This window comes from Rothia halotolerans, assembly GCF_004136635.1.
Lineage (GTDB): Bacteria > Actinomycetota > Actinomycetes > Actinomycetales > Micrococcaceae > Rothia > Rothia halotolerans.
On the sequence record NZ_NOIU01000002.1, the window covers coordinates 743,513 to 769,551 of the forward strand.

Sequence of the window (26,039 nt, forward strand, 5' to 3'; positions counted from 1 at the left end):
CTCAAGCATACGACTAGGTTCGCCAGAGTGCAAGAGGGTGCGATAATGTGTTCCCATGAAGCAAGACGATCAGAGTGACTGGGGCGCCAACCTCTCCTTGACCATCGGTCAGAACGTGAAGAAGTACCGGATGAAGCAGAAGCTATCCGCTCAAAAACTCAGTGATGCCACAGGCCGGATCGGCTATCTTGTACCCAGAAATTCAATTACAAACCTGGAGAATGGCCGAAAAACTTCTGTATCCATTCAAGACTTGTTATCAATTTCTGGAGCACTAGACGTGCCCCTCGCCAGCCTGATCGCCTCGCCCTTTAAACCAGTAGAGGGCATTGAACTTAGCCCGGGTAACCCAGTACCCTCTGTCCGAGCTTATGAGCAGGTTGCCCCCTTGTATGAGCACAGCAGACCCGAGGACTTGAGCAACGATGTGAAGCTCGCGATTCGAACGATCCACGAATATCGAGAGCGTCTTTGGGGTAAACATTTACGCGAATTAGAGAAATTGGATGCGGATAAGAAATCTCAACAGACGGGTGACCCTATTCCATCAGACTTGAAAAAGTATCTGGAACTTAGTATTCGCACAAACACTGAGGCCCTTTCATACATCAGCTTTGCATTGAGTCAACTCGGGATCGAGCCTTGGGCTATTGAAGAGGAGCAGCCAGGTGGCGCCTAGACCACCCACGCCCCTTGGGTCCTGGGGCGACATCAAGGTCAGCGAGAAGACCCCCGGGCACTTCATCGCCAAGGGCCGCTACAGAGACTACGACGGAGAACTGCGCCTCGTGGAACGCAAGGGGGCCACCGCTCGGAAGGCGGAGAACAACCTTAAAGAGGCCTTCCGGGATCGACTGACGCCCCAGGACCCGACGAAGCTGAATCGAGACTCCAGGATCGCTGTTCTCGCGGACGCATGGTGGGAACACATCCAGGGGAAGAACCTCGCGCTCCGAACCTATGACCGTTACCGAGAGGTGCTGGACGGTTGCGTGCTCCCCCGGCTCGGTGCCGTCAGGCTCTCGGAAGCCACCATCGGACTGCTGGACCAGGCCCTGCGGAACATCGCCAAGGACCACGGCCCCTCGAATGGTAAGCACGCTAAGACCGTCTTGAAGCAGATGTTCGCCCTCGCAGCACAACGGGACGCCCTGCCCACGAACCCGATGCTCTATGTCGGGTCGATCATCGTGCCCAAGAACGAGACCAGGGCTTTAACTGATGAAGAGGTCCAGAGGCTCCGCAAAGTCCTCTCGGGCGACGTTCTCGACGTGTTCGACCTGCTCCTCGGAACCGGGACCAGGATCAGCGAAGCACTCGGTCTCCGCTGGGAAGATATCGAACTGGCACCCCGCGCCCGAGTGACCATCGCGGGGGCTGCCAAGCGAGTGAAGAAGACTGGCATGGTTTGGGAGCCGCGGCCGAAGTCCCTGGGGTCGATGCACCGGCTCTACGTACCGTCGTTCACGGCCGATATGCTCCGCCGGCGGAAGCGTTACTGCCCCTGGGTGTTCCCCTCGATCCGGGGCACCCTGTGGGACCCGTCGAACTTCCGGACGCGGTTGCGTGAACAGCTCGAGGGAACCGAATTCGACTGGGTGCACCCTCACACGATCCGTACGACGGTAGGCACGCTCCTTGCCCACACGGACAGCCTGAAGGCCGCCTCAGCGCAGTTGGGCCATGCCTCCGAAGAGGTCACCCTGCGGCACTACGTGATGAAGCTGCAGGACGCACCTGACGTCTCGAACGCCCTTGAAGTGCTGGGAAGCAAGGCGGAATCAGAGTGATGGGTTTATGTTGGATCGGGAACCCCCCTACCAACGAGAAGGACCGCCTGATTCGGCGTTTTACCTAGTCAGACGGTCCATGTGGTGCCCCAGGAGGGAGTCGAACCCCCGACCAAGAGATTAGAAGGCTCCTGCTCTATCCACTGAGCTACTGAGGCGCGCCGTCTCCGCCGAGACGACCTGTCCAGAGTACCCCTCGTGCGGCACGGTCTCCACCCTGACCCGCCAGCCGCATACCCGCCCGTACGGGCAGCGATGGTGGGACGACGTCGTGAGTTCTCTTCAGTCCCTGACGTGAGGCGGTCGGTGAGGCGCCGGGAGCCGGAGCCCACCCTTACCTGCCTGCAGTGATCCGGCAGACGGCGGCGTCGCACCCGGCGGGGTGAGAAGCCTATGGGTGGAGCCCCCGTCAGACGATCGCACCCGCCGTCTTGTCGCGGCGGAACACCCTCCGGGTGGAGGGGTCCACGAACATCAGGTAGACGCCGTAGACCAGCGCGATGACCGCCGCCACGAGCCGGCCCATGTTGAGGTCCAGGTCGAGGTAGGGGAAGACGTCCAGCTGGTCCGAGACCGCCCACATCATGAAGAACACGGTGGTCAGGAAGAAGAAGTCCACGTGCCAGTCCGTGCGGATGCCCGTCGCGGCGAAGAAGGGGATCAGCCACACGACGTACCAGGCCTGGATCATGGGGTTGAACATCACGATCAGGGCGAGCCCGATGGTCAGGCGCCGGATGATCTTCTCGTCCCGGCCGAGGAAGGCGAGGATCGCCAGGCCGATGACGCCCACCACCTGCGCGCCCTTGTAGATGGCCGACTGGATGTCCCCGCCGGAGAGCCCCAGCGAGTCCGCCCAGATCTTGGCGAGGAAGCCCAGCGCCCCGATCGGCGCGTACCAGATCCACACGCCGCCGGTCGTGGAGAGCGCACCGACCCAGTCGAAGCCGAAGCCGTTGGCCAGGCCCATGAGCCACAGCTCCACCAGGGTGATCGCGAGCGTCATCGCCCAGTAGAGGAACTTCCGGGGCCAGGAGGCGCCCTTGCCCGCCCACAGCAGGCCGATGAACGGCAGGATCAGCAGCGCGATCGGCTTGACGGCCACGGCCAGCGTCGTGATGGTGATCGCCGCGATCCCGCCGTAGTGGTTGCGCCACCTCGCCGCGACGTAGACCGCCGCGACCATCAGGCCGATCATCAGCGCGTCGTTGTGCGCCGAGATCACGAAGTGCACCAGGAACATGGGGTTGGCCAGGCACAGCCAGGCGGCCCGGGTGGGGTTGACGCCGTGCATCGCCGCCAGCTTGGGCACGTAGATCGCGATCAGCACGACGCCGATCAGCGCCGCGAGCCGGAACAGGTAGAACGCGACGTCGGGCGAGGTCCCCGCGGCCCGCGCCACGATCCCCTCGATCCACAGGAACACCGGCCCGTACGGCGGCGGCGACTCGCTCCAGAGCTGGTCCGCGCCGTACTGGAGGAAGTTGTTGACCGAGGAGACGCCGGACTCGTAGGGGTTCAGCCCCGAGTCGTAGAGCCTGCCCTGCGCGTAGTAGGAGTACACGTCCCGGCTGAACAGGGGGAAGGAGAAGAGCAGAGGGGTCCCCCACGCCACCACCGCGGCCGTGACCCACCGCCTGGCCCGCTGGTCCCACGCGGAGATCTTCTGGCTCAGGCGCAGCCACTCGCGGGTGAGCGCCATCGCCCCCACCGCGGTGGCGACGATGCACGCCAGCACCGCGAGGTCGTTGTAGCGCAGCAGGATGATGAAGGAGTTCTGCCGGAACCCGGAGACGGGTGCGAGCCACCCGATCCCGAAGGACCCGAAGGTCATGAGCAGGGACCCGATGGTGCCGATGATGATCGTCCGCAGGGGGCTGCCCCGCACGAATCTAGGCTCGGGCCGCCCACTCGCCTCGACGACGGCGCTCTGGCTCAAGAATCCCCCTGGTCTGTGGTGGTCCGACGACGCCGTGGCGGCCGGACCCGCTCGAGCACCTGGACCGCTGGACGTTCACCAGGCAACTTTACAGTTTTCACGGCCCCGGGAGCGCCCGCGGCCCCACCCGGGCGGCGAGGGCGATACATTGGGCAGGTGAGTAAATCTAGTGAGAACATCGTGTGGATCGACTGCGAGATGACCGGCCTGGACCTGGAGCACGACGCTCTGATCGAGGTCGCCGTCCTGATCACCGACGCCGAGCTGAACATCCTGGACGAGGGGCTCGACGTGCTGATCAAGCCGGAGCCTGCGGCCCTGGAGCAGATGAACGACTTCGTCCGGAACATGCACACCGTCTCCGGGCTGCTGGAGGAGCTCGACGCCGGCCTCACCATGGAGGAGGCCACGGCCCGGGTCCTCGAGCACATCAAGAGGTACGTGCCGGAGCCCCGCAAGGCCCAGCTGGGCGGCAACTCGGTGGGCACCGACAAGACCTTCCTGGTCCGGGACATGCCCGAGGTGATCGAGCACCTGCACTACCGCATCGTGGACGTCTCCACCATCAAGGAGCTCGCCCGCCGCTGGTACCCCCGCGCCTACTACCGCTCCCCCGAGAAGACCGGGAACCACCGCGCCCTGGGCGACATCAGGGACTCCATCACGGAGCTGCGGTACTACCGCGAGGCGGTCTTCGTCCCGCACCCCGGACCCGACTCCGAGACGGCCCAGAAGGCGGCCCAGCGGGCGGTCGAGGCGACGGGCGGCGCCGAGGAGGGCTGACCGGCGTCGGCGCCCCGGTCGTGTGGTGCTAATCACCCTCCATGGTCGCGGGGCGGATTGGCCGCCGATCCCGCCCTGGTGTATTCTCGTATCTGTTGCCCGAAAGAGAGGCCTGACGGTCGTTCCTTCCGAGCAGATATGGTGGGTGTAGCTCAGTCGGCAGAGCGCCTGGTTGTGGTCCAGGAGGTCGCGGGTTCAACCCCCGTCACTCACCCCATGTGGGCGAGGCCCGTATCCAATCCGGAGCCATTGCTTCGGCTTGGATGCGGGCCTCGCCCTTTTTCGTTGCCCTTTCACTGCCGTCGTCGCCGGAACGGCCCGTCCGTGCGTGACCCCGCTCAGAGGCGCAGAGTCTCTGACCGGGGACGGCATCCCGCCACCGGTCCGCACCGGCCGCAGGTGCGTCCCCGGTCGCTGCGCCGCTCAGCCGCGGGTGAGGATGAGGCCGCTGCGAGGCAGCGTGGGGAACCGATCGAGCGGGATGGAGAGGTCCTGGGCGGGGATCCTCCAGTCCGTGCGGGCCAGCAGCCGCACGGCCCGCTTCAGCACCTCGACGGTGCTCCATTCGCCGGGGCAGCGGTGGTTCTCCGCGTGACGGCCGGCTCCCTGCGCGACCAGCGTGTTCGGATCCTCGTCCCAGCTCCAGCCGCGGAACCGCTCGGGCCGGAAGCTGGCCGGGTCGTCCCACAGCCGTGGATCATGGCAGGTCCCGTAGAGGTCGAGCACGACCCAGTCCCCGGCGTCGAAGGAGTGCCCGCGCCACTCGAACTCCTCCTTGACGCGGCCGGGGACGGCCGGGAAGAAGGGATAGTAGCGGCGCACCTCCTGCACGAACGGCTCGAGGTCCGCCTCCTCTCCCGCCGCGAAGGCCTCGCGCCAGCGGGAGTGCTGCTCCAGGGCGACGGCGGCGAAGACGACGAAGCGGGCGACGGCGAACAGGGGACGCACGATGTTGATGAGCTCCACCGCCGCGACCTCCGGCGAGAGCAGCTCGCCGTCGAGGTCCGCGTGGTGGGCGAAGACGTGCAGGGCGGTGCCCTCGGGCGGCGTGATCTCCCCCGCCCGCACCTTCTCCACCAGGCCCGCCGCCCACGCCTCCGTGCCGCGGCGTCGCCATTGCGCGTACCAGTTCTGCGGGCCGAAGAGGGCGACGCGGTCGATCATCAGCGACAGCTCCCTCTTCAGCCGGGGCACGTCCGTCTCCGAGAGCGGGATGCCCGCCCAGCGGCAGGCCGTCCGGGTGAGGACCTGGCGGGCGAGGTCGTGCAGGACGACGCTGTCCCGTCCCTCCACCTGCCGCAGGGCCGTGTGCCACTCCTCCTCGAACAGGTCGCCGATCCGGTCCATGGCGTCCCGGCCCATCAGGGAGAGGAACGCCTGCTTGCGGTGGTGGTGCGCCTCCCCGTCGAGCGCCTGCACGGACCCCTTGTCCTGGAGGAGGTGCTGGATGGTCGGCGGCATCGCCGCCTCGCGGGTGAAACGGTCGCCGTCGTAGAAGATCCCGGCCGCCTCCTCGCCGCGGATGAAGGTGACGGGTCTCAAGGCGAGACGGGTGGTGAACACATCGGTCCCCAGCTGATCGCAGCGTGAGGAGATGAAGGGGTAGCCCTCGCGGAGGAACGCCACCGTGCTGTCGAAAGGTCGGACCGTCATCGGACCCCCTCTGGGTTCGGTTGTGCGGGACGAGTGAACGACGTGGTTCGTCACGCTAGCACGCCTGCGCCGCGCGGCGAGGAATGGGCACCGCCTCGGCAGGAATATGTCCTTCACCTTCCCGGGCACGCGCCATCGCCGGAGGCCGTGAGCCCTGGTCACCGTTGAGCCTGTGTGCCTGTGTGCCTGTGTGCCTGTGAGCCTGTGAGCCTGTGAGCCTGTGAGCCTGTGAGCCTGTGAGCCTGTGAAGATCGTCCCGGGCAGAGGCTTGTGGAGGCCACGGCCCCCGTGGTGATACTGAGGACATGACCCATGGCGAAACCCCCTCGGCCGACGTCGTGCCCCCTGAGGCCACCCTGCTGATCATCGGCAGCGGCCCGGCGGGGGTGAGCGCGGCGCGCAGCTATGCGGACTCCGGCGGGCCGGGCACGGTCCTGATCGTCACCGCCGACGCGGACCGCCCCTATCAGCGGCCGCCGCTGTCCAAGGAGATGCTGGCCGGCGAACAGCCCGTGCACCCGCAGCCCATCGAGGAGGAGGGGTTGCCGGAGCAGGTGAGCCTGCTGCTCGGCACGGAGGTCACCGCCGTCGACAGGAGCGCCCGCACGGTGCTCTGCCGCACCTCCGAGGGGATGCGCAGCATCCGGTACTCGCAGCTGGTGATGGCGCTCGGCTCCCGTCCGAAGCCCCTGCCCGGCGTCGAGGACGGCGCCCGGGTGCATCTGCTCCGCTCGCTGCGGCAGGCCGGAGCGCTGGCGGAGGCGGCGGCCGGCGCCCGCTCCGCGGTGGTGGTGGGCTCCGGCTTCATCGGCTGCGAGGCCGCGGCCTCGCTGGCCGCCCGCGGAGTGCGCACCACGATGGTCACGCCTGAGCCGACGCCACAGGCCGCCCGGCTGGGCGAGAAGGCGGGAGCGCACGTGGCGGACTGGCTGCGCGGGGCGGGCGTCCGCGTCCTGGCGGGAACCCAGGTCGAAGCGGTGCGGGCCCCGTGCACCGTGCGGCTGGACGACGGGACGGAGATCCCCGCCGACCTGGTGCTGGCGGCCGTCGGCGTGGAGCAGAACGGCGAGGTGCCCGACGCCGCCGGCTTCCCCACGGAGGAGGGCCGGGTGCTGGTGGACGAGCAGCTGCGCGCCGGTGCCGCCGAATGGGCGGCGGGGGACCTCGCGGAGGCCCGCCACGCGGTCGCCGGCCGTCGCCTCGCCGTCGAGCACTGGGGGGATGCGCTGAGCATGGGCGAGATCGCCGGGCACAATGCGGCCGCGGCGCTCACCCGAGGCGCGGAGCCGCGGGCCTGGGACGCCGTCCCGGGCTTCTGGTCCGTCATCGGCGACCGCACGCTGAAGTACGCGGCCTGGGGAGACGGCTACTCCACCGCCCACCCCGTGGAGCACGACGACGGTTTCACGGTGTGGTACGCAGACGCCGAGGGAGTGCTCGTGGGGGTCCTGACCCACCAGGCGGATGAGGACTACGAGCGCGGCAGCGAACTCATCGAGCGCAGGAGCACGGTGGAGGAGGCTCTCCGCGGAGGGTGACGGCCGGGGCCGGCGCCGAGGGTGACGACGGGCCGAGGACGGCCCGGCGACGACGCGGTGCGGGCAGAAGGAGCCGGTGCGCCTCGCCGTCGTCCCCCTGCGCTATCCTCGGGGCATCACCCCGCCGCTCGTGAGGGTGTGCCGAGGAGACCTCCTCGCCGAATCCCGCAGGAGACCCCATGTCCTTCCAGAGCTACCTCGACGCCGCCGAAGCCAAGACCGGACTGACCCCGCGCCAGATCATCGAGCTCGCCCGTCAGCGCGGCTTCGACGAGAGCACCAAGGCCGGGCCGATCCTCGAGTGGCTCAAGGAGGAGTACGGCCTCGGCCGCGGGCACGGCATGGCGCTCGTGCACGTCATCACCAAGGGCCCCCGGATCAGCGACAAGCACGTGGGCGGCGCCGGGACGCACGCCGACGCGAGCGAGACCCTGTGGCTCGACGGCAGGGACACCGACCCGAACCGCTGACGCGCCCCGCGTCGGCTCCCCTCCGAGCCGTCCCCGCGCCCCGTCCCGAGCAGCCCAGCCCCCGAGGGAGCCCCATGACATCCATCGGCATCACCGCGTTCGCCTCCACGGCCATCGTGGTGCTCGAGTACATCGTGAAGATCGTGGCGATCGGCGTCGTCCCGGAGAACCGGCGCCCCTCCTCCTCGACGGCGTGGCTCCTGCTGATCCTGTTCCTGCCCGTCGTCGGGATCCCGCTGTTCCTCCTCCTGGGCAGTCCGTACGTCAACCGCCGGCGGGCCCGCATCCAGGCCCGGGCCAACGAGCTGCTGGCCAAGGGCACGGAGGCGGTGCCGGACACGCCCGAGTCGGTGGAGATCCCGGCGGAGCTGGCCGGCGTCGTCGAGCTCTCCCGGTCGCTGACCTCCCTGCCGATGGTCACGGCCACCAACCACGGCGTCCTCTCCGACTACCGGGCGAGCATCGACCGGATGACCTCGCTCGTGGAGCAGGCGGAGGAGACGGTCTTCGTCGAGATCTACATCATGGCCCGCGACGAGACCACCGAGGGGTTCTTCCGGGCGCTCGAGGACGCCGTCGGCCGCGGGGTGAAGGTGCGGCTGCTCCTGGACCACATGGGCTCGCGCAAGTACCCCGGCTTCCGCCGCTTCCTGCGCGGGATGACCGAGGCCGGGATCGACTGGCACCTCATGCTGCCCTTCCAGCCGCTGCGCGGGAAGGCGCGGCGGATCGACCTGCGCAACCACCGGAAGCTGCTGGTGGTGGACGGCAGGGTCGCGGTGATGGGCTCCCAGAACCTCATCGACTCCGCCTACGGCAAGGCGAGGAACCAGCGGGTGGGCCGGCGCTGGAACGACATCTCGATCCAGGTGACCGGGGAGATCGTGACCTCGCTGGAGGCCATCTTCGCGGTGGACTGGTACAGCGAGTGCGGCGAGGTCCTGGGAATCCACGCCTACCGGCAGGAGGGCGAGGAGCGCGAGGAGGCCGTGGAGGTCCTGCCCGCACAGCACGGCCCCACGCCCAGCGTCGGCGGCGAGGTCAACGCGGTGCAGCTGATCCCCTCCGGGCCCGGCTTCCGCACCGACCCCAACCTGCGGGCCTTCACCTCGCTGATGTACATGGCCCGGGAGCGGCTGGCGATCGTCAGCCCCTACTTCGTGCCCGACGAGTCGCTGCTCGCCGCGGTGGTCACCGCGGCCCACCGGGGCGTGCGAGTGGAGCTGTACGTCAGCGAGGTCGCGGACCAGTTCATGGTGGACCGCGCGCAGTCCTCCTACTACCAGGCCCTGCTCGACGCCGGGGTCCGCATCATGCTCCATCCCAAGCCCGAGGTCCTGCACACCAAGTGCTTCCTGGTGGACGACTCGTACGCCGTGATGGGCTCGTCCAACATGGACATGCGCTCCTTCGGCCTGAACTACGAGATCAGCCTGCTGGCCTACGGGGGCGACGTCGTGCAGCAGGTCGGCGAGGTGATCGAGGGCTACGCGCGGCGCAGCACCCCGCTGGATGCCCAGGCCTGGCCGAAGCGCGGGGTGCTGCGGCGCTACTCGGAGTCGATCATGCGGCTGACCTCGGCGCTCCAGTAGGGGCGAGGTCCTGCGGCAGAGGCCGCGAAGGCTCGACGCCGCCGCCCCGAGGCCCGCCGGCTACGCGGACTCGCCCTCGGCGTCGTACCGGTAGAAGCCCTCGCCGCTCTTGCGGCCCAGCTTCCCGGCGTCCACGTAGGACTTCACCAGGTCCCGCGACGCGGCCGGGATCCAGGGGTACTCCTCACGGTAGTGCTCCTCGATGTCCAGCACAACGTCCAGGCCCACGCCGTCCATCGTCGCGAACGGCCCCGAGGCCATGCCGAGGTTCGCCTTCATGATGGCGTCGACGTCGGCCGGGGTGCTCACGCCCTCGGCCACCACGGCCAGCGACTCGCGCTTGATGGCCGCCCAGATGCGGTTGAAGATGAAGCCGGTGCTCTCCCGGTGGGCGATGAACGGCAGGATGCCGTAGGCCGGCAGCTCGCGGGCCAGGAACTCGAGCGCGCCCTCGGCGGTCTTCGAGTCGCTCATCAGCTCCACGGCCATGCTGGCCGGGGGCATCGCGAAGTGCATGTTGAGCACGCGCTCGGGGTGCTCGACCTCGGTGATCACCTCTCGCGAGGCGTAGGAGGAGGAGTTGGTGGCCAGCAGGGCGTCGTCGTCGGCCATCCGGTCCAGGCTGCCGAAGAGCGGGCGCTTGAGGTCCAGCCGCTCCGGGATCGCCTCGATGACCAGCCAGGCGCCGGGCACGGCCGACTCCGGGGCCTCGTGGGCCTCGAATCCGCCCAGCGGGCGCTCCCGGCCGAGGCGGGCGCGCAGCTCCGGCACGGTCTGCTCGACGTAGGCCCGGGCCGCCTCGCGCTGCTCCTCCGCCGGGTCGACGAGGCGCACGGCCGCGCCGCCGCTGGCGAAGACCGCGGCGATGCGGCGCCCGAGCGTCCCTCCCCCGATGACGACGATCGGCCGATCCTCGATGCCCTCCGGCAGCTGATATGCCATGGTGTTCCGTTCTCCTCACATTTCGGTATAATTTGTATCCAATACATTATGTACCCGATGGGCGGCGATCGCCACCCCCTCGTGAACGGAGCACCAGACATGAGCGCACCGAGCCCCGGGACCCGACGCCGCGCGAACACCCGCGCCCGCCTGGTGGAGGCCGCCGCGGCGCTCGTCGAGGAGACCGGGACCACGCGGCTGGGGATCGACGCCGTGTGCGAGCGCGCCGGCTTCACCCGCGGGGCGTTCTACTCCAACTTCGCGTCGGTGGACGCCCTGCTCTTCGCCCTCTACGAGCGCAAGACCGCCCGGGTCCTGGAGGCCCTCGAGGAGCAGCCGGAGCAGGCGCGGCACGAGCTCGGGGGCTCGACGCTGGAGGACGCGGTGGACCGTTTCCTCGACGTCCTGCCCGTGAGCCCGCGCTGGTACGCCCTGCGCGCGGTCTTCAGCCTCCGCGCCCCGCACGACGCCGAGCTCGCCATCTCTCTGCGCGAGCACGCCGACCAGCTGCACCGGGGGCTCGAGCCCTACGTCGCCGGCCTCGTCGCCGCGCACGGACGGCGGCTGAGCACGGACCCGGCCGAGGCGACCCGCGTGGTCGTCGCCGCGCACGTGGGCGCCACCCTCCAGGGGATCCTGCTCGAGGACTCACGACGGCTGAGGCGCGACGCCGTGGCGGCGGCTCTGCGCGGGGTCTCGGAACCCGCCGGGGACGGGGCGGAGAAGGGGGCGGCCTCGGGCGGCGACGTCGCGGAGGAGGCGGAGCCGGGCGACGACGCCGCGGAATCGGGTGCATCGCAGACCTGTCGGCCGGATCAGGCCGGCGCGAGATCGGAATCGGAGAACAGGAGTTCGGACATGGAACGCAGCGATCGGAACGACGAGGGCACGACGCGTGACGGCGAGACCGCGGTGCAGGAGAAGGGCGCCGAGCGCGAGGCTCACGACCGGGAGACGGCCCGGGACGGCGTCGGAGCCGGGGGCGAGGGGCCCGTGCTGTACGGGCTGACCCTCTTCTTCCCGGGCGGCGTGCACCGCGTGGACCCCCGGACCGGCGCCGTGGAGGACCTGCTGACCGACCTCGGGGAGACGCCGGACGGGATCGTCGTGGACCCGGAGGCGCGCGAGGCGATCTTCACCTTCATGGGCGAGCCGGACGAGCCCGCCACGCGCGGCGGCGAGCCGCCCTTCACGCACCGGAACGGCTCCCTGCAGACGGTCTCCCTCGACGGCGGCCCGGCCCGCGCCCTGCTCCCCCGCGGCTCCTTCACCACCGGGAAGCAGGTGACCCGTGACCCCGAGAGCGGCCGCATCTACTGGTGCGATCGAGAGGGCTGCGGCGTCTACCGCTGCGAGGCGGACGGCTCGGGGCTGACCCCGCTGGTGCTCACGGCCGGAACCGGGCCGAGCCCCGCGGAGGAGCAGTGCGTCGGCGTGGCCGTGGACCCCGCGGCGGGCTTCCTCTACTGGACCCAGAAGGGCCCCTCGAAGGGCGGGAGGGGCCGCATCATGCGGGCCGGGCTCGAGCTGCCCGAGGGAGAGGCCCCCGAGGCGCGCGACGACGTCGAGGTGCTCTGGCAGGGACTGCCGGAGCCCATCGACCTCGAGCTCGACCCTGCCTCCGGCGCGATCTACTGGACCGACCGGGGCGCGGAACCGGAGGGGAACACGCTCAACCGGGCGCCGATCCCCGCCCCCGGCGCTCCCGGCGAGGACCCGGAGATCCTGGCCGACGGCTTCGAGGAGGCCATCGGCCTGGCGCTGGACCGGGGGCGCGACGTCGTGTACGTCTCCGACCTCAGCGGGCGGATCCGCGAGATCGGCGTGCGGGACGGGGGCGACCGCGTGGTCGCCGAGCTTCCGGCGCCGGTCACCGGCATCGCGCTGCACTGGCCGGAGGCCACGGGGCTGTGAGCGCCGCCCCGGGACAACTCAGCCGTCCTGGGCCTGGGGGCGCCAGCGGGCGAATCCACCCTCGCTGTGGATGACCTGCCCGGTGATCCAGGCCGCCTCCTCGGTGGTCAGCCAGGCGATGAGGCGGGCGGGGTCGTCGGGCTCCCCGAGGCGTCCGAGGGGGAACATGGGGAGGACGGACCGCCGTGCCTCCTCCGTCATGTAGCCGGTGTCGACCGGGCCCGGATTGATCGTGTTGACCCTGATGCCGCGATCGGCCAGCTCGTCAGCGATCGTCGTCGTGATGCCCGCGAGCGCCGCCTTGGCCGCGGCGTAGGCGATCTCGCCCGGCATCGGGCCCTGCCCCTGGCCCGAGGTCATGAAGACGATCGAGGCGGGGCTCCCCTCCTCGTGACACGCCGCGAAGGCCTGGGCCAGGAGGATGGAGGCCCGGGCGTCGACGGCCCAGTGCCGGTCGAGCATCGAGGCCTCCAACTCCCCGAGCGCGCCGTCGGGGCCGCTCATCGCCTGATTGCAGATCAGGGCGTCGAGACGGCCGAGGCTCTGCTCCGCGGCGGCGATCAGGCGCTCCGGAGCCTCGGGCTCGGCGAGGTCGAGGTGCAGGTCGGAGACGACCGCGTCGCCGACGAGGTGCTCCCGGACGCCGTCGAGCACGTCGTCGATCTCCTCCGCGCCCCAGGGCTGCTCGGCGTCGTGCGGTGAGTAGTGGTGGCAGAAGACGCTGGCCCCGTAGGCCGCGAGGCGGCAGGCGATCGCGTAGCCGATCCCCCGGCGGCGGCTCACCCCCGTCACCACTGCGCTCCTGCCGCGCAGGGGCAGCGGGTCCCGGGCCAGTCCGTCGGCGATGTGAGTGCTCATGCCTCTCATGGGATCAGCTCCGGTGATGGGAGGTGCCGCCGGACACGCCGCCGGCGTCGGATTTCTTCGGGGCCTCCCCTGTTTCCCGATGCCGGTCCCTTCCTCCCCCGTCGGATTCCTGCCCGACGCTGATTGTCTCCCCACCCTCGGTTTCCTGCCCCGCGCCGGCCTCCTCCTCGCCGTCGGCTTCCGTCTTCTTCTCCCTCCCCGGTGTCCGCCCTTCCTCCCCGGCCTCCCTTGCTCCCGGCCGTCCACAGGCCCCGCCGGAGCAGCGGTTCCGCGTCTAGAATGAGGTCCACCACCGCAGGAACGAGCACCCCAGGAGCGGGCCCATGGCCGAGCCAATGTCAACCCAGAAGAACGCCGCGAAGGCGCCGGTCAGCGGCGAGGGCCGGTTGCAGGGGATCGGCGAGCGCCTCATCATGCGGCTGCCCGGGGAGGCGAGCCTCCAGCTGCCCTCCCGGGGCCAGGTCGCGGTCGACGCCGTCCTGAACGACTACGCGACATCCACGGTGCTGGAGCCCGACGGCGCGAAGGGCCACTGGCTCGCCGTGGACGATGAGCTGCGGGAGGCCCTGGGACTCGAGGAGGGCTCCGCCGTCGTGTTCGAGCTCGCGCCGGCGGGCGCATGGCCCGAGCCGGAGGTCCCGGCGGATCTCAGGGAGGCGCTCGAGCAGGCTCCCGACCTCGCGGAGACCTGGGCGGACATCACGCCCATGGCCCGCTGGGAGTGGGTGCGGTGGATCGGGGCAACCAAGAGCGCGCAGACGCGCGGGCGCCGCGTCGAGGTCTCGATCTCCAAGCTGCGCGCGGGCAAACGGCGGCCGTGCTGCTTCGACCTCTCCTCCTGCACGGATCCGGAGCTGTCGAAGAACGGGAAGCTGCTCGGGATCGCGTGATGCGGGCACGGGCCTCGGGGAGGCCAGCGCCAGCTCCGGATGAGCCAGCTACCGCCTCGCCTCGATGAGGTGCCGGGTCGACGTCGCGACGAAGGGCTCCCCCGCGCGCATCCTGCGGTCGAGCTCGCGCAGCTCGTCCTCGTAGGCTTCCACGGAGAAGCCGGGGACCCACCAGACGCACTTGCGCAGGATCCACACCACGGCCCCGACGTCGTAGAAGGCCATCCGGCAGCGGGCGGTCTCGAGCCTCTCCACGGTGAGCCCGGCGCGTTCGGCCGCGGCGGCCTCCCGCTCCGGATCCCGCTCCTTGCGCTCCTCGGGGCGCGGTCCGAGGAAGAACTCGATGAGCTCGAAGGCCGACGCCGGCCCCACGTGCTGCGCGAGGTAGCGCCCGCCGGGCAGGAGCACCCGGTGGATCTCGGGCCAGTCGGGGCTCACCGGGTGCCGCGAGCTCACCAGCTCGAAGGAGGCCGCAGGGAACGGGAGGGGGCCGGCGTCGTGCTCCGCGACCTCGACGCCGCGCGGGCCCAGGCGCTGGCGGGCCCGGACGACGTTGGGCGGCCAGCCCTCGGTGGCCGCCGTGCGGGGCGGCAGCGCCGGGGCCTCGGCGAGGACCTCCCCGCCGCCGGTGTCCAGGTCCAGCGCGGAGCCCGCTCGCCCCAGCCGCTCGGCCAGCAGACGCGCGTACCCCCAGGGCGGGCGCTCCTCGACGGCGCGTCCGTCCAGCCATTCGAAGCCCCAGCCCTCGACGTCGGCGGCTTCTGCCTCGGACACCAGCTCCTCGAACGATCTCATGGGGGCGAGCCTAGCCGGTGGGGATCCGAGGGTCGAAGACGGACCCTGTCGTCTCGCTCGTCCTCGGGGCGGACACTGCGGGACAGGATCAGCGAGATCACGCCGCTGAAGGGCGCGTGAGGAGGGCGCGGCGATGAGGACGCGCTGCCAGCTCTCCGTCCCCCTCACTCGCCGAGGGCGACCGTCACATCAGCGGCCTCAGGTGCTCCGCCGCCCAGCTCACCAGCGTGGTGGGGGTGGTCGTCGCGTAGGTGCGCGGGTCCTCCGGCACGTAGTCGTCCCGGATGCCCGCCGTCATCATGACGATCGCCTCGACGGCCGGGGCGGGGAGGCCGGCGGCCTCGAGCCCGGCCCGCACGGCGTCGTCGGTGGTCCGGCGCGCCTCGACCGGGCGGCCGAGGACCTCCGAGAGCCGCCGGGCGACCTCCCGGAAGGTCAGGTCCTCGGAGCCGTGGACGGCCTGGACGCGGCGCCCGGCCCAGGCGGGTCCGAGCAGGCGGGCCGCGGCGACGGCGGCGATGTCCTGCGGGGCGACCCACGGCAGGGGCCGATCGAGGTCCATCGCGGTGCTCAGCACGCCCTCGCGGATCGAGTCGGCGTCCATCAGCAGGTTGGTGAGGAAGTACCCGTTGCGCAGGTGGGCGACCGAGGCTCCGCTCGCCTCGAGCTCCAGCTCGGTAGCCGCCAGGCCGTCGATCTCGCCGACCCCGCGGCGCTTCTCGGTGCCGCCGCTGGACTGGAAGACCACGCGCCCGACGCCGTTCGCCTCGACCGCGGCCCGGACGTTCGCGGCCGCGCGACGGTGGGCCTCCACGGGGTCCCGGTCCAGCGCGGTGGGACTGACCCAGTACAGGGCGGAGAGGCCGCGGGTGGCCTCCGCCACGGCGTCGGCGTCCCACGCGTCGATCGGGGCCGTCTCCACTCGCTCGGCGACGTCCTCCGTCAGGCCGGCGGGATCGTGCAGCAGGGCACGGGGCCGCTCCCCCGCCTGCACCAGCAGACGCAGCAGGTGCCGCCCGACGTTCCCCTTCGGCGTCATCACTCCGATGGTCATAGACGGCTCCCCTTCGATGACGGATGGCGGCCGGGACCTGTGACGGTGGATCCCGCGGCCTGATAGGTGATGCGTATCACCCGCGCCTCGACGGTAGCAGACCGCGCCGTGAGACCTCAGCCGCCGTATCCGAGGCCGCCCGCCGGGCGGACCGCCCGCTCGGGGCGCGAGAGGCCCGGGGCCGGCGAGAGGATCTCGCACCTCGAAATCTTTTCTCCTCGAACCTGGTGTTGCGTGCTCCCAGCCTGAACTAGGCTCGAAATTGTCTCGACTTGTCGAGAGGATCGCCGCCTGGGCTTCGGGCGGATCAACATACGGAGGATGATTGCACCATGGTCAACCACAACCTTGACTACGACGCACTCGAGAACGCCAACGTCTACGACAACGAGAGCAAGAAGATCGGCACCATCGGCCAGGTCTACCTCGACGATGAGACCCAGCGCCCCAAGTTCATGACCGTCAACATCGGCCTGTTCGGCTCGCGGGAGACCTTCATCCCCCTCGAGTCGGCCAGCCAGTCGGAGGACGGCGTCACCGTCCCCTTCTCCAAGAACTTCATCAAGGACGCGCCGAACGTCGAGGTCGACGGTCATCTGACCCCCGATGAGGAGCGGCGCCTGTTCGAGTACTACAGCCTCGACTACGAAGGCTCCGATCGCGGGGCGGCGGGCGGCCGCCGCACCGAGGACCGGGGAGGGGACGCCGCCGCGCAGGCCGGCGGCCGCGGGCGTGACGACGCCGGCCGAGGCGCCGGGGACCGACGTGGGGATCGCGCCGGCCGTGAGGGCGCCGAGGGCGAGATGGTCGCCCACGAGGAACGGCTGGAGGTCGGCACCGAGCAGCACGAGGCCGGCCGGGCACGTCTGCACAAGCGGGTGCGCACCGAGCACCAGAACGTGGACGTCCCGGTGCAGCGCGAGGAGCTCGTCGTGGAACGCGAGGAGATCGACCCGGACTCGACCGAGGCCCGCTCCACCGGCGGGATCGACTCCGAGGACACCGAGGAGACCGTGACCCTCCGGGAGGAGCGTCCGGTGGTGGACAAGGAGACCGTCGCGACCGAGAAGGTCAACATCGGCAAGCGGACGGTGCAGGACACGGAGACCGTGTCCGGTGACGTGCGCCGTGAGGAGATCGAGCTGGAGGACGAGGAGAACAAGCCCGACCGTCGCCGCTGAGCGATGCCGGAGGGCGCAGGCGGGTGAGCCTGCGCGCCTCCTCCGCTCGATCGTTCCCTCGGGGCCGGATGCGCTGACGCGCTTCCGGCCCCGAGGAGCGTCCGGGCCGGCGCGGCGTCGAGCCCCTCACCCCTCGTGGCCGACCCACTGCCACAGCCCGGCCAGCGCCGCCGTGGTGCCGGCGCGCAGGGCCGACTCGGGATCCGGGGCGAAGCGCGGCGAGTGGTTCACCGGCCCGCCCTGCTGCGGCTCGTCGACGCCGCCGAACCACCAGAAGACCGAGGGCACGCCGATCGCCGTGCCCAGCCACCCGAAGTCCTCGGAGCCCATCATCGGGGCGCTGCGCTGCACGGCCTCCTCGCCCAGGGCCTGCCGCAGGCCCTCCAGGACCCGCTCCGAGGCGGCAGCGTCGTTGACGTTGATCGGGAAGTCGTAGATCTTCTCGATCTCCGGCTCCTCGATGCCCGCCGCGATCGCCTCGCCGCGCAGGATGCGGCGGATCGCCTCGATGAGCCTCTCCCGCGTCCCCTCGGAGAGGGCCCGGGTGTTGATGGTGAACTCGGCCTCCTCGGGGATGATGTTCTCCTTGAGCCCGGCGTGGAAGGTCCCCACGGTGACGACGGCGGCCTCCTGCGGCGCCAGCTCGCGGGAGACGATGGTCTGCAGGCGGGTGACCATCGCCGCCGCGGCCACGATCGGGTCCTTGCCGTCCTGCGGCTGCGAGCCGTGCGTCTGGTGGCCCCTGACCGTGACCCGCAGCGAGTCCGCCATCGCGGTCGCCACGCCCGGCGCGAGCGCCACCGTGCCGGCGCGGGCCGGGGAGACGTGCTGTCCCAGGATCGCCTCCGGGCGGGGCGCGCGGTCCCACAGGCCGTCCTCGACCATGGCCCGGGCGCCCGCCGCCGTCTCCTCCCCCGGCTGGAAGATCAGCACGACGGTGCCGCCCCAGCGGTCCGTGTCGCAGACGAGCGCCCGCGCGGCCGCGAGCAGCGAGACGATGTGCGTGTCGTGCCCGCAGCCGTGCATGACCGGGACCTCGCGCCCGTCGGGCAGGGTCCCGCGCGCCCGGGAGGCGTACTCCCGGCCCGTGCTCTCTTCGATGGGCAGCCCGTCGGTGTCCGCGCGGAAGGCCACCACGGGCCCCTCGCCGTTCTCCAGGACGCCGACGACGCCGGTCCCGCCGCAGCGGAAGCGCTCGATTCCCAGCGCGTCCAGCTCCGCCTCGATCCGCTCCTGCGTGGCGTGCTCCTGCATGCTCAGCTCGGGATTCCGGTGCAGATGGCGGTAGAGCTCGTGGAGGGTCTCGGCCTCGTGCGCGGAGAGGCGGGGCAGTTCTGAGACGGTCATCGGGCGGTCCTTTCCGAGGGGGGCGTGCTGACGCTGCGTCGTGTGACCCAGCCTACAGGCGGCCGCTGCCAGAGGGACGCCCGATCCCCGGGGCACCGGCCCGCTCGGAGTCTGCCGCCCCCGCAGCCGAGGGGAGCCGCCCGGACCCCCGCGCACGCCGCGCGGCACCCCGCTCAGTCGCCGAGGCCGCGGGCCTCCAGGGCGTCCCCGACGTCGTCGGCGTGGCGCAGCGAGAGCACCAGCACCGGCATGACCCAGGCCCACGGGGCGAGCCGGACGCCGCGGCTGCGCTGGGCGTCCCGGACCTGACGCACGACCTCGCCCAGCTGGCCCACCGCGCTGAGCGTCAGGGCCATCGCGAGCCCCACCCGCTCGGGCCGCGCGCCGAGCCGGCGGAAGGGCCGTAGGAGCCGCTCGGCGGTCCCGACGATGCCCTCCACCGGCGTCGTGCGCGTGATGCACTGCGCGAGCAGGACCACGGCGAGCACCCGGAGCGTGTTGGTCGCGGCGAGCACCGGCGCGAGGAAGATCAGCTGCGTGACGGCGAGGAACAGGAGGATCAGACAGACCCGCCGGAGCTCGCGCAGCAGGATTCGCGGGCCCAGGCCGGCCAGCGCGAAGGCGGCGAGGGGCAGCACCAGGCAGGCCAGGCAGGTCCACCACGAGGCGGGGGCCAGGGAGAGGGCGAGGGCGAGGATCGCGAGCGCGGCGAGCTTGGCGCCCGTGGGCGCCCGGTGGACGAGGCTGTGGCCCGGCAGGTAGAGGGAGATCATGCCAGCGTCTCCTCGTAGGCGGCGATCACGGACTCGGGGGCGCCCTGCGCGCCGATGCGGCCGTCCTGGACGAGGATCGCCTCGTCGCAGCGGCGGGCCAGGTCCATGTCGTGGGTCACCAGCAGCACCTGGGGCGCGGCGGGGGCCAGCAGGAGGTCGGAGATGATCCGCCGGTGCCGGGCGTCCAGGAGGCTCGTGGGCTCGTCCGCGATGACCAGCCGGGGTCCGCGGATCAGCACCGAGCACAGCGCGAGCCGCTGCATCTGGCCGCTGGAGAGCGTCTGGCAGGCGCGGTCGGCGAGCTCCTCGAGGCTGTGCTCGGCCAGCGCCCGCTCGACGCGCGCGGCCGTCTCCGCCCGGCTCAGCCCGAGCCCGCGCAGGGACAGGGCGACGTCCTCCCGGACCGTGGGCATGATCGCCTGGGCCCCGGGGTTGGCGAAGACGAAGCCGACGCTGCGGCGCAGGCGCTTGGTCTCGGAGGTGGGGACGCCGTCGACCGCGATGCTCCCCCGGCTGGGGCGCAGCAGGCCGGCGACGGCCTTGGTCAGCGTGGACTTGCCGGAGCCGTTCTCGCCGATCACGGCCGTGCGGGGGGCCGCGAGCTGGCAGCTGACGTCGTCGAGCAGCAGGGCGGGGCCCTCGGGGCCGTCCGCCTCCACCGTCACCGCGTCCAGGACCACGCTCATGCCGCGCGCTCCAGGAGCATCGCCGCGCCCATGCCGCCGCCGATGGCGCACATCGCGACCCCGCGCGAGCCGACCGGCGCGTCGAGGAGGCGGTGGACCAGGCGGACCAGGACGACGGCGCCCGAGGCCCCCCAGGGGTGCCCGAGCGCGAGCGCGCCGCCGCGGGCGTTGACGCGCTCGTCCACGGCGTCGCCTGCCGGGTCCGCCAGGCCGAGCTCGTCCAGGGCGGCCAGGGCCTGCGCGGCGAAGGCCTCCACGATCTCGATCACCGCGACGTCGTCCCACGTCCACCCGGCCCGCTCCAGCGCGCGGCGGGCGGCGCGCACCGGGCCGAGGCCGGGCAACGCAGGGTCGGACCCGGTCAGGGCGTCCCCGCGGACGACGCAGTGCGGCCCGGCGGCCTCGGCGGCCGGGGCGAGCAGGAGGGCCGCGGCGCCGTCGGCGATCCGGGCGGCGGTGCCGGGGGTGACGCTCGCGTCCGGCGCGGAGCGGACGGGGCGGAAACGGCGCAGGAGGGCCGGGCTGGTGGAGCGGGGGCCGTCGTCGGGGATCGGGGCGGAGGCGGGGTCGCCCGGGCGCCGGAGGGGCGCCGTCTCCCCCTCCAGGGCGGCGGCGTGGGCCAGGGAGAGCTCGTGGCTGCGCACGGCGAAGGCCTCCTGCCGCGCGCGGCCGATGCCGCGGCGGGCCGCGAGGTCGTCGGCGGCCTCGATCATGTCCGGGTCCGGGAAGCCCTCCGGTGCGAAGGGGGCCCGGGAGAACGGCACGCCGTCGAGGGTCCGGACGGGCGCGGTGGAGGCGCTCTCCGCCCCGCCCGCGGCCGCCGTCTCCCCGCTCTCCCGGACGTGCCGGGCCGCCTGCGCGACGGCGACCATCCCCGAGCCGCACTGGGCGTCGACCCCCCACCCGACGCACGTCTCGCCGAAGCCCGCGCCGAGCGCCGCGAGGCGGCCCAGGTTGCCCCCGGGGCCGGTGCAGTTGCCCATCACGACGGCGTCGGGCGTCCGGGGCGCCCCCGCGGCCGCCGCCGCGAGCGCGTGGGAGGCCAGCCGGTCCGCGCTCAGGTTCGCCAGTCCCCGCGAGCGCGGGGCGATGGGGGTCCGCAGCGCGCGCAGGATCGCGACGTCGCTCATGGTGCCTCCTCCAGTCTCGTCCACTCGGCTGCGCTCAGCCGCTTCACCTTACCGCTCCCGGTCCGGGGCAGCCGGGCGACCAGCCGCCACCTGCGCGGCAGCTGACCGGGCGTGAGCAGGGGGCGGGCCCGCCGGCTCAGCTCCGCCGTGTCCAGCCACACCCCCGGCCGCGGCTGGACCAGGGCGGTCACGACCGCGCCCCACCGCGGCCGCTCCTCCCCGACCACCAGGCAGGCCTCGACGCCGGGCAGGTCGTTCAGGACGGCCTCGACGTCGGCGGGGATCACGGTCGCGCCCGCGGTGCGGATCGCGCCGTCGGAGCGGCCCAGCAGCGTGAGCCGGCCGTCCGGCTCGAGGCGGGCGCGGTCGCCCACGGTGAGCCACTCGCCGTCCCGGCGCAGCGAGCCGCCCTCCCCGATCGAGGCGCAGGCCGCCTGCCGGGTGCGGACCCACAGGACGTCCTCGCGCACCTCGGCCTCGACGCCGTCGAAGGGTCTCAGCCCCGCGCCGTCGTCGAGGGCCACGAAGGACAGCTCGGCGGCGCCCGCGTAGGCCACGACCTCGAGCCCGAGGGCCCGGGCCCGCTCGGCCAGCCGCGCGCCCAGGCGGTCCCCGCCGATCAGCACCGCCCGCAGGCTCGTGGGCGCCCCCGCCTCCAGGAGGTCGACGACGTCGGCGAGGTGGTGCGGCGTGCCGTGCATCAGCGTGGGCCTGGTCAGGTCGGCGGCGCTCAGGCGGGCCCGGGCCGGGACGCGCCAACCGAAGCCGCGCGCCCGGGCGTGGGCCGCACCGTAGACCGTCATCGAGGAGACCGGGTGGACCGGCAGGAGCATCACATCGTCCGTGTGCAGGCCCAGGGCCTCCTCCACGGCGGGGCGGGAGACCTCCCACGAGGCCTCGCTGCGCAGCAGGATCCGGGGACTGCCGGTGGTGCCCGAGGTGAAGGTCGCCCAGGCGGCCTCCCGCGGGGGCCGGGCCTCCTCGACGCTGCGCACGGCTCTGCGCCACGCCGCCTCCGACCAGCGCTCGTCGCCGATCAGGGGGATCCCGCCCTCCTGACGGACACTCAGCGCGCGCTCGATCACGGCGGCCCGGTCGGCCCCGCGCAGCGGCACGATGCGGGGGCGGAGCGCTGCCGGTCCCACGCCCCTCCTACTCGAAGGCCCGCGGGTACGCCCGCCAGAGCCCCATGGTCACGGCCGCGGCGAGGACCGCCTTCACCAGGTCCCCCGGCAGGAAGGCCATCGAGGCGAGCGCGGTCTCCCGCAGCCCGAGCCCCGTGACGAGGGACTGCACCGGAATTCCGATGAGATAGATGGCGGCGATGCCCCCGAGCACGGCACCCAGGACGGTGCTCCACCACCCGGGCCGGCGCCCGCCGGCCCGCACGATCAGGCCCACGACGACGACGCCGAGGATCCAGCCCAGCAGGAAGCCGGCGCTCGGCGCCACGAACGCCCCGATCCCGCCGCGCCCCCCGGAGAGCAGCGGCAGGCCGAGCGCCACGAGCGCCTCGAACAGCAGCACGGCGCCTAAGCCCCGCCAGGGGCCCAGGACGGCGCCGGCGAGCATCACGCCGAGCGTCTGCAGGGTGATGGGTACGGGGATGACGGGCACGGGGATCGGCCCGGCGAGACCCATCACGGCGATGAGGGCCGCGAAGATCGCGATGCGGGCCAGGCCCCGGGACGAGCCGCCGGCCGGCGTGCGGCCGGCGTCAGCCCGGCGGGCTGGCGATCGGTGCGAGACTTCCACTGCGGGGACCTCCACGGTGTCGAGGCGGATTTTTGAACAGTGTTCAACTTAGCGCATCGACGCCGTCTGCGGTAGCCCGGGGCCGCCGCGTTCCCGGCGCGGCGAGTCCCCGCGCTACGGTGGAGCCGAACAGAACCACCCCCGCCCGCGAGGGCCCGCGCCATGGAGGCACAGTGACCGTCCGTCCCATCACCATCACCGGGGAGCCGGTGCTCCACCGTCCCACCCGCCCCGTCACCAGCTTCGACGAGGAGCTGAGGCAGCTCGTCGCGGACATGTTCGAGACGATGGACCTGGCCAACGGCGTCGGGCTGGCCGCGACCCAGGTGGGCGTGGACCTGCGCCTGTTCACCTACGCCTTCGCCAACGACGACGACGCGCCGGACCGCGGCGTCGTCATCAACCCCCGCCTGGTGCTGGGGAAGATCTCCGAGGAGGACCCGGACCGGGACGAGGAGGCCGAGGGGTGCCTCTCGGTGCCCGGCCTGAGCTTCCCCCTCAAGCGCGCCGAGCAGGCGACGGTCTCCTACCAGGACGAGGACGGCGTGCAGCGCCGGTTCGAGGCGCACGGCTGGTTCGCGCGCGTGATGCAGCACGAGACCGACCACCTGGACGGGAAGCTCTACGTGGACCGGCTCAACAAGCGGTGGTCTGCGAAGGCCCGCAAGGCGATCAAGCGCGAGGGCTGGGGCGTTCCGGGCAATACCTGGCTGCCGGGGCGGGACGAGGACCCTTTCGGGCACTGAGCCGCCCCGAGGGAAGCGAACAGGGCTTGAATCTCAACCTGAGGTTCGCCGAGGAGCCCGGAATGACTCAGTCCTCACGCAGCACGATGGTCAGCTCAGCGGGCCCCTTACCCGCCGGAGAGAGTTCAACCTCCCATTGAGATCGAAGGATTTCAGCGAGCTCCTCGGGCGTCGCCGGGTCGGCCCCGGTCTCCAGGAGGTACCGGGCCACCTCGCCGCGGTAGTGCTTCGCCATGTGGGAGACGACCTGGCGACGGCCGTCCTTGAGGCGCTCGACGCGGATGGCCGCCGTGGAGGAGGGCTCGGGCTTCCATGCGGCGGCGTAGCTGGAGGAGCGGCAGTCGATGATCAGCTGGTCCCGGCCGTAGTCGCCGAGCACGGGCGAGAGCTCCCCCTTCCACCAGCTCGCCAGCGTCCCCTTCTGCGCCACCTTGGCTCCCATGGAGAGCCGGTAGGCGGGGATGCGGTCGGCGGGCCGCACCGCGCCCCACAGGGCCGAGACGATGACGACGCTGCCCTCGGCCCGCTCCCTGGCCTCCTCGCTGAGAGTGGAGTAGCCGAGCGCGTCGTAGAGCACGCCAGTGTAGACGCTGATCGCGGGGGCGGCGGGCTCTCGGCTCAGGCGGGTGTTCCGGTCGACCTCCCCGCGCAGGCTCGCGCCGACCTTGAGGCGGTCGAGGGCGTCGTCGGAGGCGCTGACGTCGGCCAGGTGACCCAGCATGGCCTCGCGGGCCTCGGTGAGCTGCGGGAAGCTGAGGTCCAGGAGGTCGGCGGGGGAACCGGCGTCGGGGGCGGTCTTGGATTCGGAGGGCGGGAGCAGAATCAACATGGCCCCTTCAGTGTAGAGTGGGGCGCTGGACGGGTCGGCTGGGCGATCGCGCGGCGTGTTGAGCGTCTCGAGGAAAGTCCGGGCTCCGCAGAGCAGGATGGTGGATAACGTCCACTCGGGGTGACCCGCAGGCGAGTGCCACAGAAAGCAGACCGCCCGCCGTGACGGCGGGTAAGGGTGAAACGGTGGTGTAAGAGACCACCAGTTCCCGCGGCGACGCGGGAAGCTCGGTAAACCCCATCCGGAGCAAGGCCAGACAGGATGCGCCACGAGGGCTGCTCGCCCCAGCATCCGGGTAGGCCGCTCGACCCCCGGAGCAATCCGGGGGCTAGATGGATGATCGCCGGTGCGCGGGAGCTTTCTCGCGCATCACAGAACCCGGCTTATCGGCCGGCCCGTCCTCTCAAACCCTCTCCATCGCTGTGTTTACACAGGATGGAGGGATTTTCCGCAGGCTACATATATTGATGCTGACTATATGTGATCATTTGCCCCCCCCCCCCCCCCCCCCCCGACGCTCTTCCGATCCCCCCGAGATAAGCGCCCTCTCGACTTGGACTTGCCCCCAGGACCAACGCCTTCTTGCCGTTGGTCTTCACGACGGTGTCGATCTTCCGCTCCAGCGCCGGCACGTCCTCGACCATGTCCACGGCGTCCGACCACGTGCCCTCGGAGGTGTTGAGGTCCTGCGCGGTGCCCAGCACCAGCTCGCCCGGCGCCGAGACGATCATCATGTACAGCGCGACGACGGTCATCACCAGCGACTTGCCGTTCTGCCGGGCGACGAGGAGAAGCATCGTGCGATAGCGGAACCGGCCGTCCGGGAGGATCTCCAGGGCCCGCTTGATGAAGTACTCCTGCCACGGATTCAGCGTCACGCCGAGAACGTGCAGCGCGAAGGCGATGCAGTCGAACCCCAACGTGGTCTCGGGGGTCAGATCGACTTGCTCAGGTGTGACGATCCGCGGGCGCTCGTGCCCGTAGATCATGCCGGCGCCTTCTTCCGACGCGCACGCTTCGCGAAATCGCCCAGCACGTCGTCCACCGGGTCCTGCTCCTCCTGGTCCTTGGAGAACTCCCCGCGAGCCTGCGGAGTGCCGCCCAGATCGTTCAGGAGTGCCTTGAGATAGGAGCCGTAGTTCTGGGCCTTGAGCATGAATTCCGAGGCTCCCGAGCCTTCGGCGGCGTCGAGGACCTTCGCGTAGTGCCGAGTGATCGCCTGGGCCGCCTCATCTGCTGCCGAGAGCCAGGTCATGGCCTCAAGGGACCGTTCCAGGGCCGCCGAGATGCGCCCGAGGGGTCTCGACTGCTTGTACTCCTCCCCTGGGAGCGCGATATCGGACATGCTGATTCCCTTCATGGGTC

At 71.4% G+C, this 26,039-nt stretch carries 25 protein-coding genes, 2 tRNA genes and 1 other RNA gene; 12 read left to right on the forward strand and 16 right to left on the reverse strand.

Features of this window, described 5'->3' with window-relative positions:
- Window positions 1-55 precede the first annotated feature (55 nt).
- Window positions 56-679 (forward strand): helix-turn-helix domain-containing protein, encoded by a 624-nt coding sequence (locus EWV39_RS08440; protein ID WP_129658590.1) that lies wholly within the window; start codon window positions 56-58, stop codon window positions 677-679.
- Window positions 669-1,790 (forward strand): tyrosine-type recombinase/integrase, encoded by a 1,122-nt coding sequence (locus tag EWV39_RS08445; RefSeq protein ID WP_129658592.1) that lies wholly within the window; start codon window positions 669-671, stop codon window positions 1,788-1,790. Before EWV39_RS08440 ends, EWV39_RS08445 begins: the two co-directional genes overlap by 11 nt.
- Before the next feature lie 82 nt (window positions 1,791-1,872).
- On the opposite strand, the gene EWV39_RS08450 is transcribed toward EWV39_RS08445, so the two are convergent.
- Window positions 1,873-1,948 (reverse strand) — tRNA-Arg (locus EWV39_RS08450).
- Between the two features lie 251 nt (window positions 1,949-2,199).
- Window positions 2,200-3,729 (reverse strand): polyprenol phosphomannose-dependent alpha 1,6 mannosyltransferase MptB, encoded by a 1,530-nt coding sequence (gene mptB, locus EWV39_RS08455; RefSeq protein WP_129658594.1) that lies wholly within the window; start codon window positions 3,727-3,729, stop codon window positions 2,200-2,202.
- A 156-nt stretch (window positions 3,730-3,885) separates the two neighbouring features.
- Between mptB and orn the strand changes: the two genes are divergently transcribed.
- Window positions 3,886-4,512, forward strand: a complete 627-nt coding sequence (gene orn, locus EWV39_RS08460; protein WP_129658596.1) for an oligoribonuclease — start codon at window positions 3,886-3,888, stop codon at window positions 4,510-4,512.
- Window positions 4,513-4,653: 141 nt separating this feature from the next.
- Window positions 4,654-4,729 (forward strand) — tRNA-His (locus tag EWV39_RS08465).
- A 206-nt stretch (window positions 4,730-4,935) separates the two neighbouring features.
- On the opposite strand, the gene EWV39_RS08470 is transcribed toward EWV39_RS08465, so the two are convergent.
- Window positions 4,936-6,165: a cytochrome P450 gene (locus tag EWV39_RS08470; protein ID WP_129658598.1), complete on the reverse strand. Its 1,230-nt coding sequence runs from the start codon at window positions 6,163-6,165 to the stop codon at window positions 4,936-4,938.
- Window positions 6,166-6,470: 305 nt separating this feature from the next.
- Here EWV39_RS08470 and EWV39_RS08475 point away from each other — a divergent pair, with 305 nt between their 5' ends.
- The 3 genes from EWV39_RS08475 to EWV39_RS08485 all read left to right on the forward strand — a co-directional run bounded on the left by EWV39_RS08475 (window position 6,471) and on the right by EWV39_RS08485 (window position 9,765).
- Entirely contained in the window at window positions 6,471-7,703 is a 1,233-nt protein-coding gene (locus EWV39_RS08475; protein ID WP_129658600.1) for an NAD(P)/FAD-dependent oxidoreductase, read from the forward strand.
- A 179-nt stretch (window positions 7,704-7,882) separates the two neighbouring features.
- A complete protein-coding gene (locus tag EWV39_RS08480; RefSeq protein ID WP_129658602.1) occupies window positions 7,883-8,173 on the forward strand; it encodes a DUF4287 domain-containing protein in 291 nt (96 codons plus the stop codon).
- A gap of 74 nt (window positions 8,174-8,247) precedes the next feature.
- Complete coding sequence (locus EWV39_RS08485; protein ID WP_129658603.1) at window positions 8,248-9,765, forward strand: phospholipase D-like domain-containing protein; 1,518 nt, start codon at window positions 8,248-8,250, stop codon at window positions 9,763-9,765.
- A 60-nt stretch (window positions 9,766-9,825) separates the two neighbouring features.
- Here the strand turns inward: EWV39_RS08485 and EWV39_RS08490 are convergent, their stop codons facing one another.
- Complete coding sequence (locus EWV39_RS08490) at window positions 9,826-10,707, reverse strand: 3-hydroxyacyl-CoA dehydrogenase family protein (RefSeq protein WP_129658605.1); 882 nt, start codon at window positions 10,705-10,707, stop codon at window positions 9,826-9,828.
- Window positions 10,708-10,806: 99 nt separating this feature from the next.
- Here EWV39_RS08490 and EWV39_RS08495 point away from each other — a divergent pair, with 99 nt between their 5' ends.
- Window positions 10,807-12,621, forward strand: a complete 1,815-nt coding sequence (locus EWV39_RS08495) for a TetR/AcrR family transcriptional regulator (protein ID WP_165313236.1) — start codon at window positions 10,807-10,809, stop codon at window positions 12,619-12,621.
- Between the two features lie 18 nt (window positions 12,622-12,639).
- Here EWV39_RS08495 and EWV39_RS08500 read toward each other — a convergent pair whose 3' ends face one another.
- On the reverse strand, window positions 12,640-13,479 hold the full coding sequence (locus tag EWV39_RS08500; protein WP_129658609.1) for an SDR family oxidoreductase: 840 nt from the start codon (window positions 13,477-13,479) through the stop codon (window positions 12,640-12,642).
- A 332-nt stretch (window positions 13,480-13,811) separates the two neighbouring features.
- Between EWV39_RS08500 and EWV39_RS08505 the strand changes: the two genes are divergently transcribed.
- Window positions 13,812-14,378 carry a YdeI/OmpD-associated family protein gene (locus EWV39_RS08505; protein ID WP_238148188.1) on the forward strand — a complete coding sequence of 189 codons (567 nt, stop codon included), beginning with the start codon at window positions 13,812-13,814 and terminating at the stop codon, window positions 14,376-14,378.
- Window positions 14,379-14,426: 48 nt separating this feature from the next.
- Here the strand turns inward: EWV39_RS08505 and EWV39_RS08510 are convergent, their stop codons facing one another.
- The gene (locus EWV39_RS08510) at window positions 14,427-15,173 is read right to left on the reverse strand and encodes a class I SAM-dependent methyltransferase (RefSeq protein ID WP_129658611.1); all 747 of its coding nucleotides are present in this window, start codon (window positions 15,171-15,173) and stop codon (window positions 14,427-14,429) included.
- A 184-nt stretch (window positions 15,174-15,357) separates the two neighbouring features.
- Window positions 15,358-16,227 (reverse strand): NmrA family NAD(P)-binding protein, encoded by an 870-nt coding sequence (locus EWV39_RS08515; RefSeq protein ID WP_129658613.1) that lies wholly within the window; start codon window positions 16,225-16,227, stop codon window positions 15,358-15,360.
- A 332-nt stretch (window positions 16,228-16,559) separates the two neighbouring features.
- Here EWV39_RS08515 and EWV39_RS08520 point away from each other — a divergent pair, with 332 nt between their 5' ends.
- Complete coding sequence (locus tag EWV39_RS08520) at window positions 16,560-17,408, forward strand: PRC and DUF2382 domain-containing protein (protein WP_129658615.1); 849 nt, start codon at window positions 16,560-16,562, stop codon at window positions 17,406-17,408.
- 126 nt (window positions 17,409-17,534) lie between these two features.
- On the opposite strand, the gene EWV39_RS08525 is transcribed toward EWV39_RS08520, so the two are convergent.
- The 6 genes from EWV39_RS08525 to EWV39_RS08550 form a co-directional block, all read right to left on the reverse strand.
- On the reverse strand, window positions 17,535-18,755 hold the full coding sequence (locus EWV39_RS08525; protein ID WP_129658617.1) for an amidohydrolase: 1,221 nt from the start codon (window positions 18,753-18,755) through the stop codon (window positions 17,535-17,537).
- 173 nt (window positions 18,756-18,928) lie between these two features.
- On the reverse strand, window positions 18,929-19,528 hold the full coding sequence (locus EWV39_RS08530; RefSeq protein WP_129658619.1) for an energy-coupling factor transporter transmembrane component T: 600 nt from the start codon (window positions 19,526-19,528) through the stop codon (window positions 18,929-18,931).
- Window positions 19,525-20,214 (reverse strand): energy-coupling factor ABC transporter ATP-binding protein, encoded by a 690-nt coding sequence (locus tag EWV39_RS08535; RefSeq protein ID WP_129658620.1) that lies wholly within the window; start codon window positions 20,212-20,214, stop codon window positions 19,525-19,527. Before EWV39_RS08535 ends, EWV39_RS08530 begins: the two co-directional genes overlap by 4 nt.
- The gene (locus EWV39_RS08540) at window positions 20,211-21,344 is read right to left on the reverse strand and encodes an acetyl-CoA C-acyltransferase (RefSeq protein WP_129658622.1); all 1,134 of its coding nucleotides are present in this window, start codon (window positions 21,342-21,344) and stop codon (window positions 20,211-20,213) included. Before EWV39_RS08540 ends, EWV39_RS08535 begins: the two co-directional genes overlap by 4 nt.
- Window positions 21,341-22,489 carry an AMP-binding protein gene (locus EWV39_RS08545; RefSeq protein ID WP_129658624.1) on the reverse strand — a complete coding sequence of 383 codons (1,149 nt, stop codon included), beginning with the start codon at window positions 22,487-22,489 and terminating at the stop codon, window positions 21,341-21,343. The genes EWV39_RS08540 and EWV39_RS08545 overlap by 4 nt, the downstream gene beginning before the upstream one ends.
- Before the next feature lie 7 nt (window positions 22,490-22,496).
- Window positions 22,497-23,099 (reverse strand): biotin transporter BioY, encoded by a 603-nt coding sequence (locus EWV39_RS08550; protein WP_420329953.1) that lies wholly within the window; start codon window positions 23,097-23,099, stop codon window positions 22,497-22,499.
- Window positions 23,100-23,272: 173 nt separating this feature from the next.
- On the opposite strand from EWV39_RS08550, the gene def reads away from it, so the two are divergent.
- Complete coding sequence (gene def, locus EWV39_RS08555) at window positions 23,273-23,845, forward strand: peptide deformylase (RefSeq protein ID WP_129658626.1); 573 nt, start codon at window positions 23,273-23,275, stop codon at window positions 23,843-23,845.
- A 67-nt stretch (window positions 23,846-23,912) separates the two neighbouring features.
- Here def and EWV39_RS08560 read toward each other — a convergent pair whose 3' ends face one another.
- Entirely contained in the window at window positions 23,913-24,674 is a 762-nt protein-coding gene (locus EWV39_RS08560; RefSeq protein ID WP_129658628.1) for a YaaA family protein, read from the reverse strand.
- A 30-nt stretch (window positions 24,675-24,704) separates the two neighbouring features.
- On the opposite strand from EWV39_RS08560, the gene rnpB reads away from it, so the two are divergent.
- An RNA gene (gene rnpB / locus EWV39_RS08565) (RNase P RNA component class A) lies at window positions 24,705-25,076 on the forward strand.
- Window positions 25,077-25,129: 53 nt separating this feature from the next.
- On the opposite strand, the gene EWV39_RS08570 is transcribed toward rnpB, so the two are convergent.
- Window positions 25,130-25,663, reverse strand: coding sequence for a hypothetical protein (locus EWV39_RS08570; RefSeq protein ID WP_129658630.1), 534 nt, complete (start codon window positions 25,661-25,663; stop codon window positions 25,130-25,132).
- Window positions 25,660-26,019, reverse strand: coding sequence for a terminase small subunit (locus EWV39_RS08575; RefSeq protein WP_129658632.1), 360 nt, complete (start codon window positions 26,017-26,019; stop codon window positions 25,660-25,662). Before EWV39_RS08575 ends, EWV39_RS08570 begins: the two co-directional genes overlap by 4 nt.
- Between the last annotated feature and the right edge of the window lie 20 nt (window positions 26,020-26,039).

Coding starts and splice junctions, on each gene's coding strand:
- EWV39_RS08520 (WP_129658615.1), top strand. CDS start 16,560: ATGGTCAACCACAACCTTGACTACGACGCACTCGAGAACGCCAACGTC.
- EWV39_RS08535 (WP_129658620.1), bottom strand. CDS start 20,214: ATGAGCGTGGTCCTGGACGCGGTGACGGTGGAGGCGGACGGCCCCGAG.
- EWV39_RS08475 (WP_129658600.1), top strand. CDS start 6,471: ATGACCCATGGCGAAACCCCCTCGGCCGACGTCGTGCCCCCTGAGGCC.
- EWV39_RS08525 (WP_129658617.1), bottom strand. CDS start 18,755: ATGACCGTCTCAGAACTGCCCCGCCTCTCCGCGCACGAGGCCGAGACC.
- EWV39_RS08560 (WP_129658628.1), bottom strand. CDS start 24,674: ATGTTGATTCTGCTCCCGCCCTCCGAATCCAAGACCGCCCCCGACGCC.
- EWV39_RS08495 (WP_165313236.1), top strand. CDS start 10,807: ATGAGCGCACCGAGCCCCGGGACCCGACGCCGCGCGAACACCCGCGCC.
- EWV39_RS08530 (WP_129658619.1), bottom strand. CDS start 19,528: ATGATCTCCCTCTACCTGCCGGGCCACAGCCTCGTCCACCGGGCGCCC.
- EWV39_RS08575 (WP_129658632.1), bottom strand. CDS start 26,019: ATGTCCGATATCGCGCTCCCAGGGGAGGAGTACAAGCAGTCGAGACCC.
- EWV39_RS08540 (WP_129658622.1), bottom strand. CDS start 21,344: ATGAGCGACGTCGCGATCCTGCGCGCGCTGCGGACCCCCATCGCCCCG.
- EWV39_RS08480 (WP_129658602.1), top strand. CDS start 7,883: ATGTCCTTCCAGAGCTACCTCGACGCCGCCGAAGCCAAGACCGGACTG.
- EWV39_RS08510 (WP_129658611.1), bottom strand. CDS start 15,173: ATGAGATCGTTCGAGGAGCTGGTGTCCGAGGCAGAAGCCGCCGACGTC.
- EWV39_RS08500 (WP_129658609.1), bottom strand. CDS start 13,479: ATGAGCACTCACATCGCCGACGGACTGGCCCGGGACCCGCTGCCCCTG.
- EWV39_RS08470 (WP_129658598.1), bottom strand. CDS start 6,165: ATGACGGTCCGACCTTTCGACAGCACGGTGGCGTTCCTCCGCGAGGGC.
- EWV39_RS08440 (WP_129658590.1), top strand. CDS start 56: ATGAAGCAAGACGATCAGAGTGACTGGGGCGCCAACCTCTCCTTGACC.
- EWV39_RS08485 (WP_129658603.1), top strand. CDS start 8,248: ATGACATCCATCGGCATCACCGCGTTCGCCTCCACGGCCATCGTGGTG.
- EWV39_RS08490 (WP_129658605.1), bottom strand. CDS start 10,707: ATGGCATATCAGCTGCCGGAGGGCATCGAGGATCGGCCGATCGTCGTC.
- EWV39_RS08505 (WP_238148188.1), top strand. CDS start 13,812: ATGGCCGAGCCAATGTCAACCCAGAAGAACGCCGCGAAGGCGCCGGTC.
- EWV39_RS08515 (WP_129658613.1), bottom strand. CDS start 16,227: ATGACCATCGGAGTGATGACGCCGAAGGGGAACGTCGGGCGGCACCTG.
- EWV39_RS08570 (WP_129658630.1), bottom strand. CDS start 25,663: ATGATCTACGGGCACGAGCGCCCGCGGATCGTCACACCTGAGCAAGTC.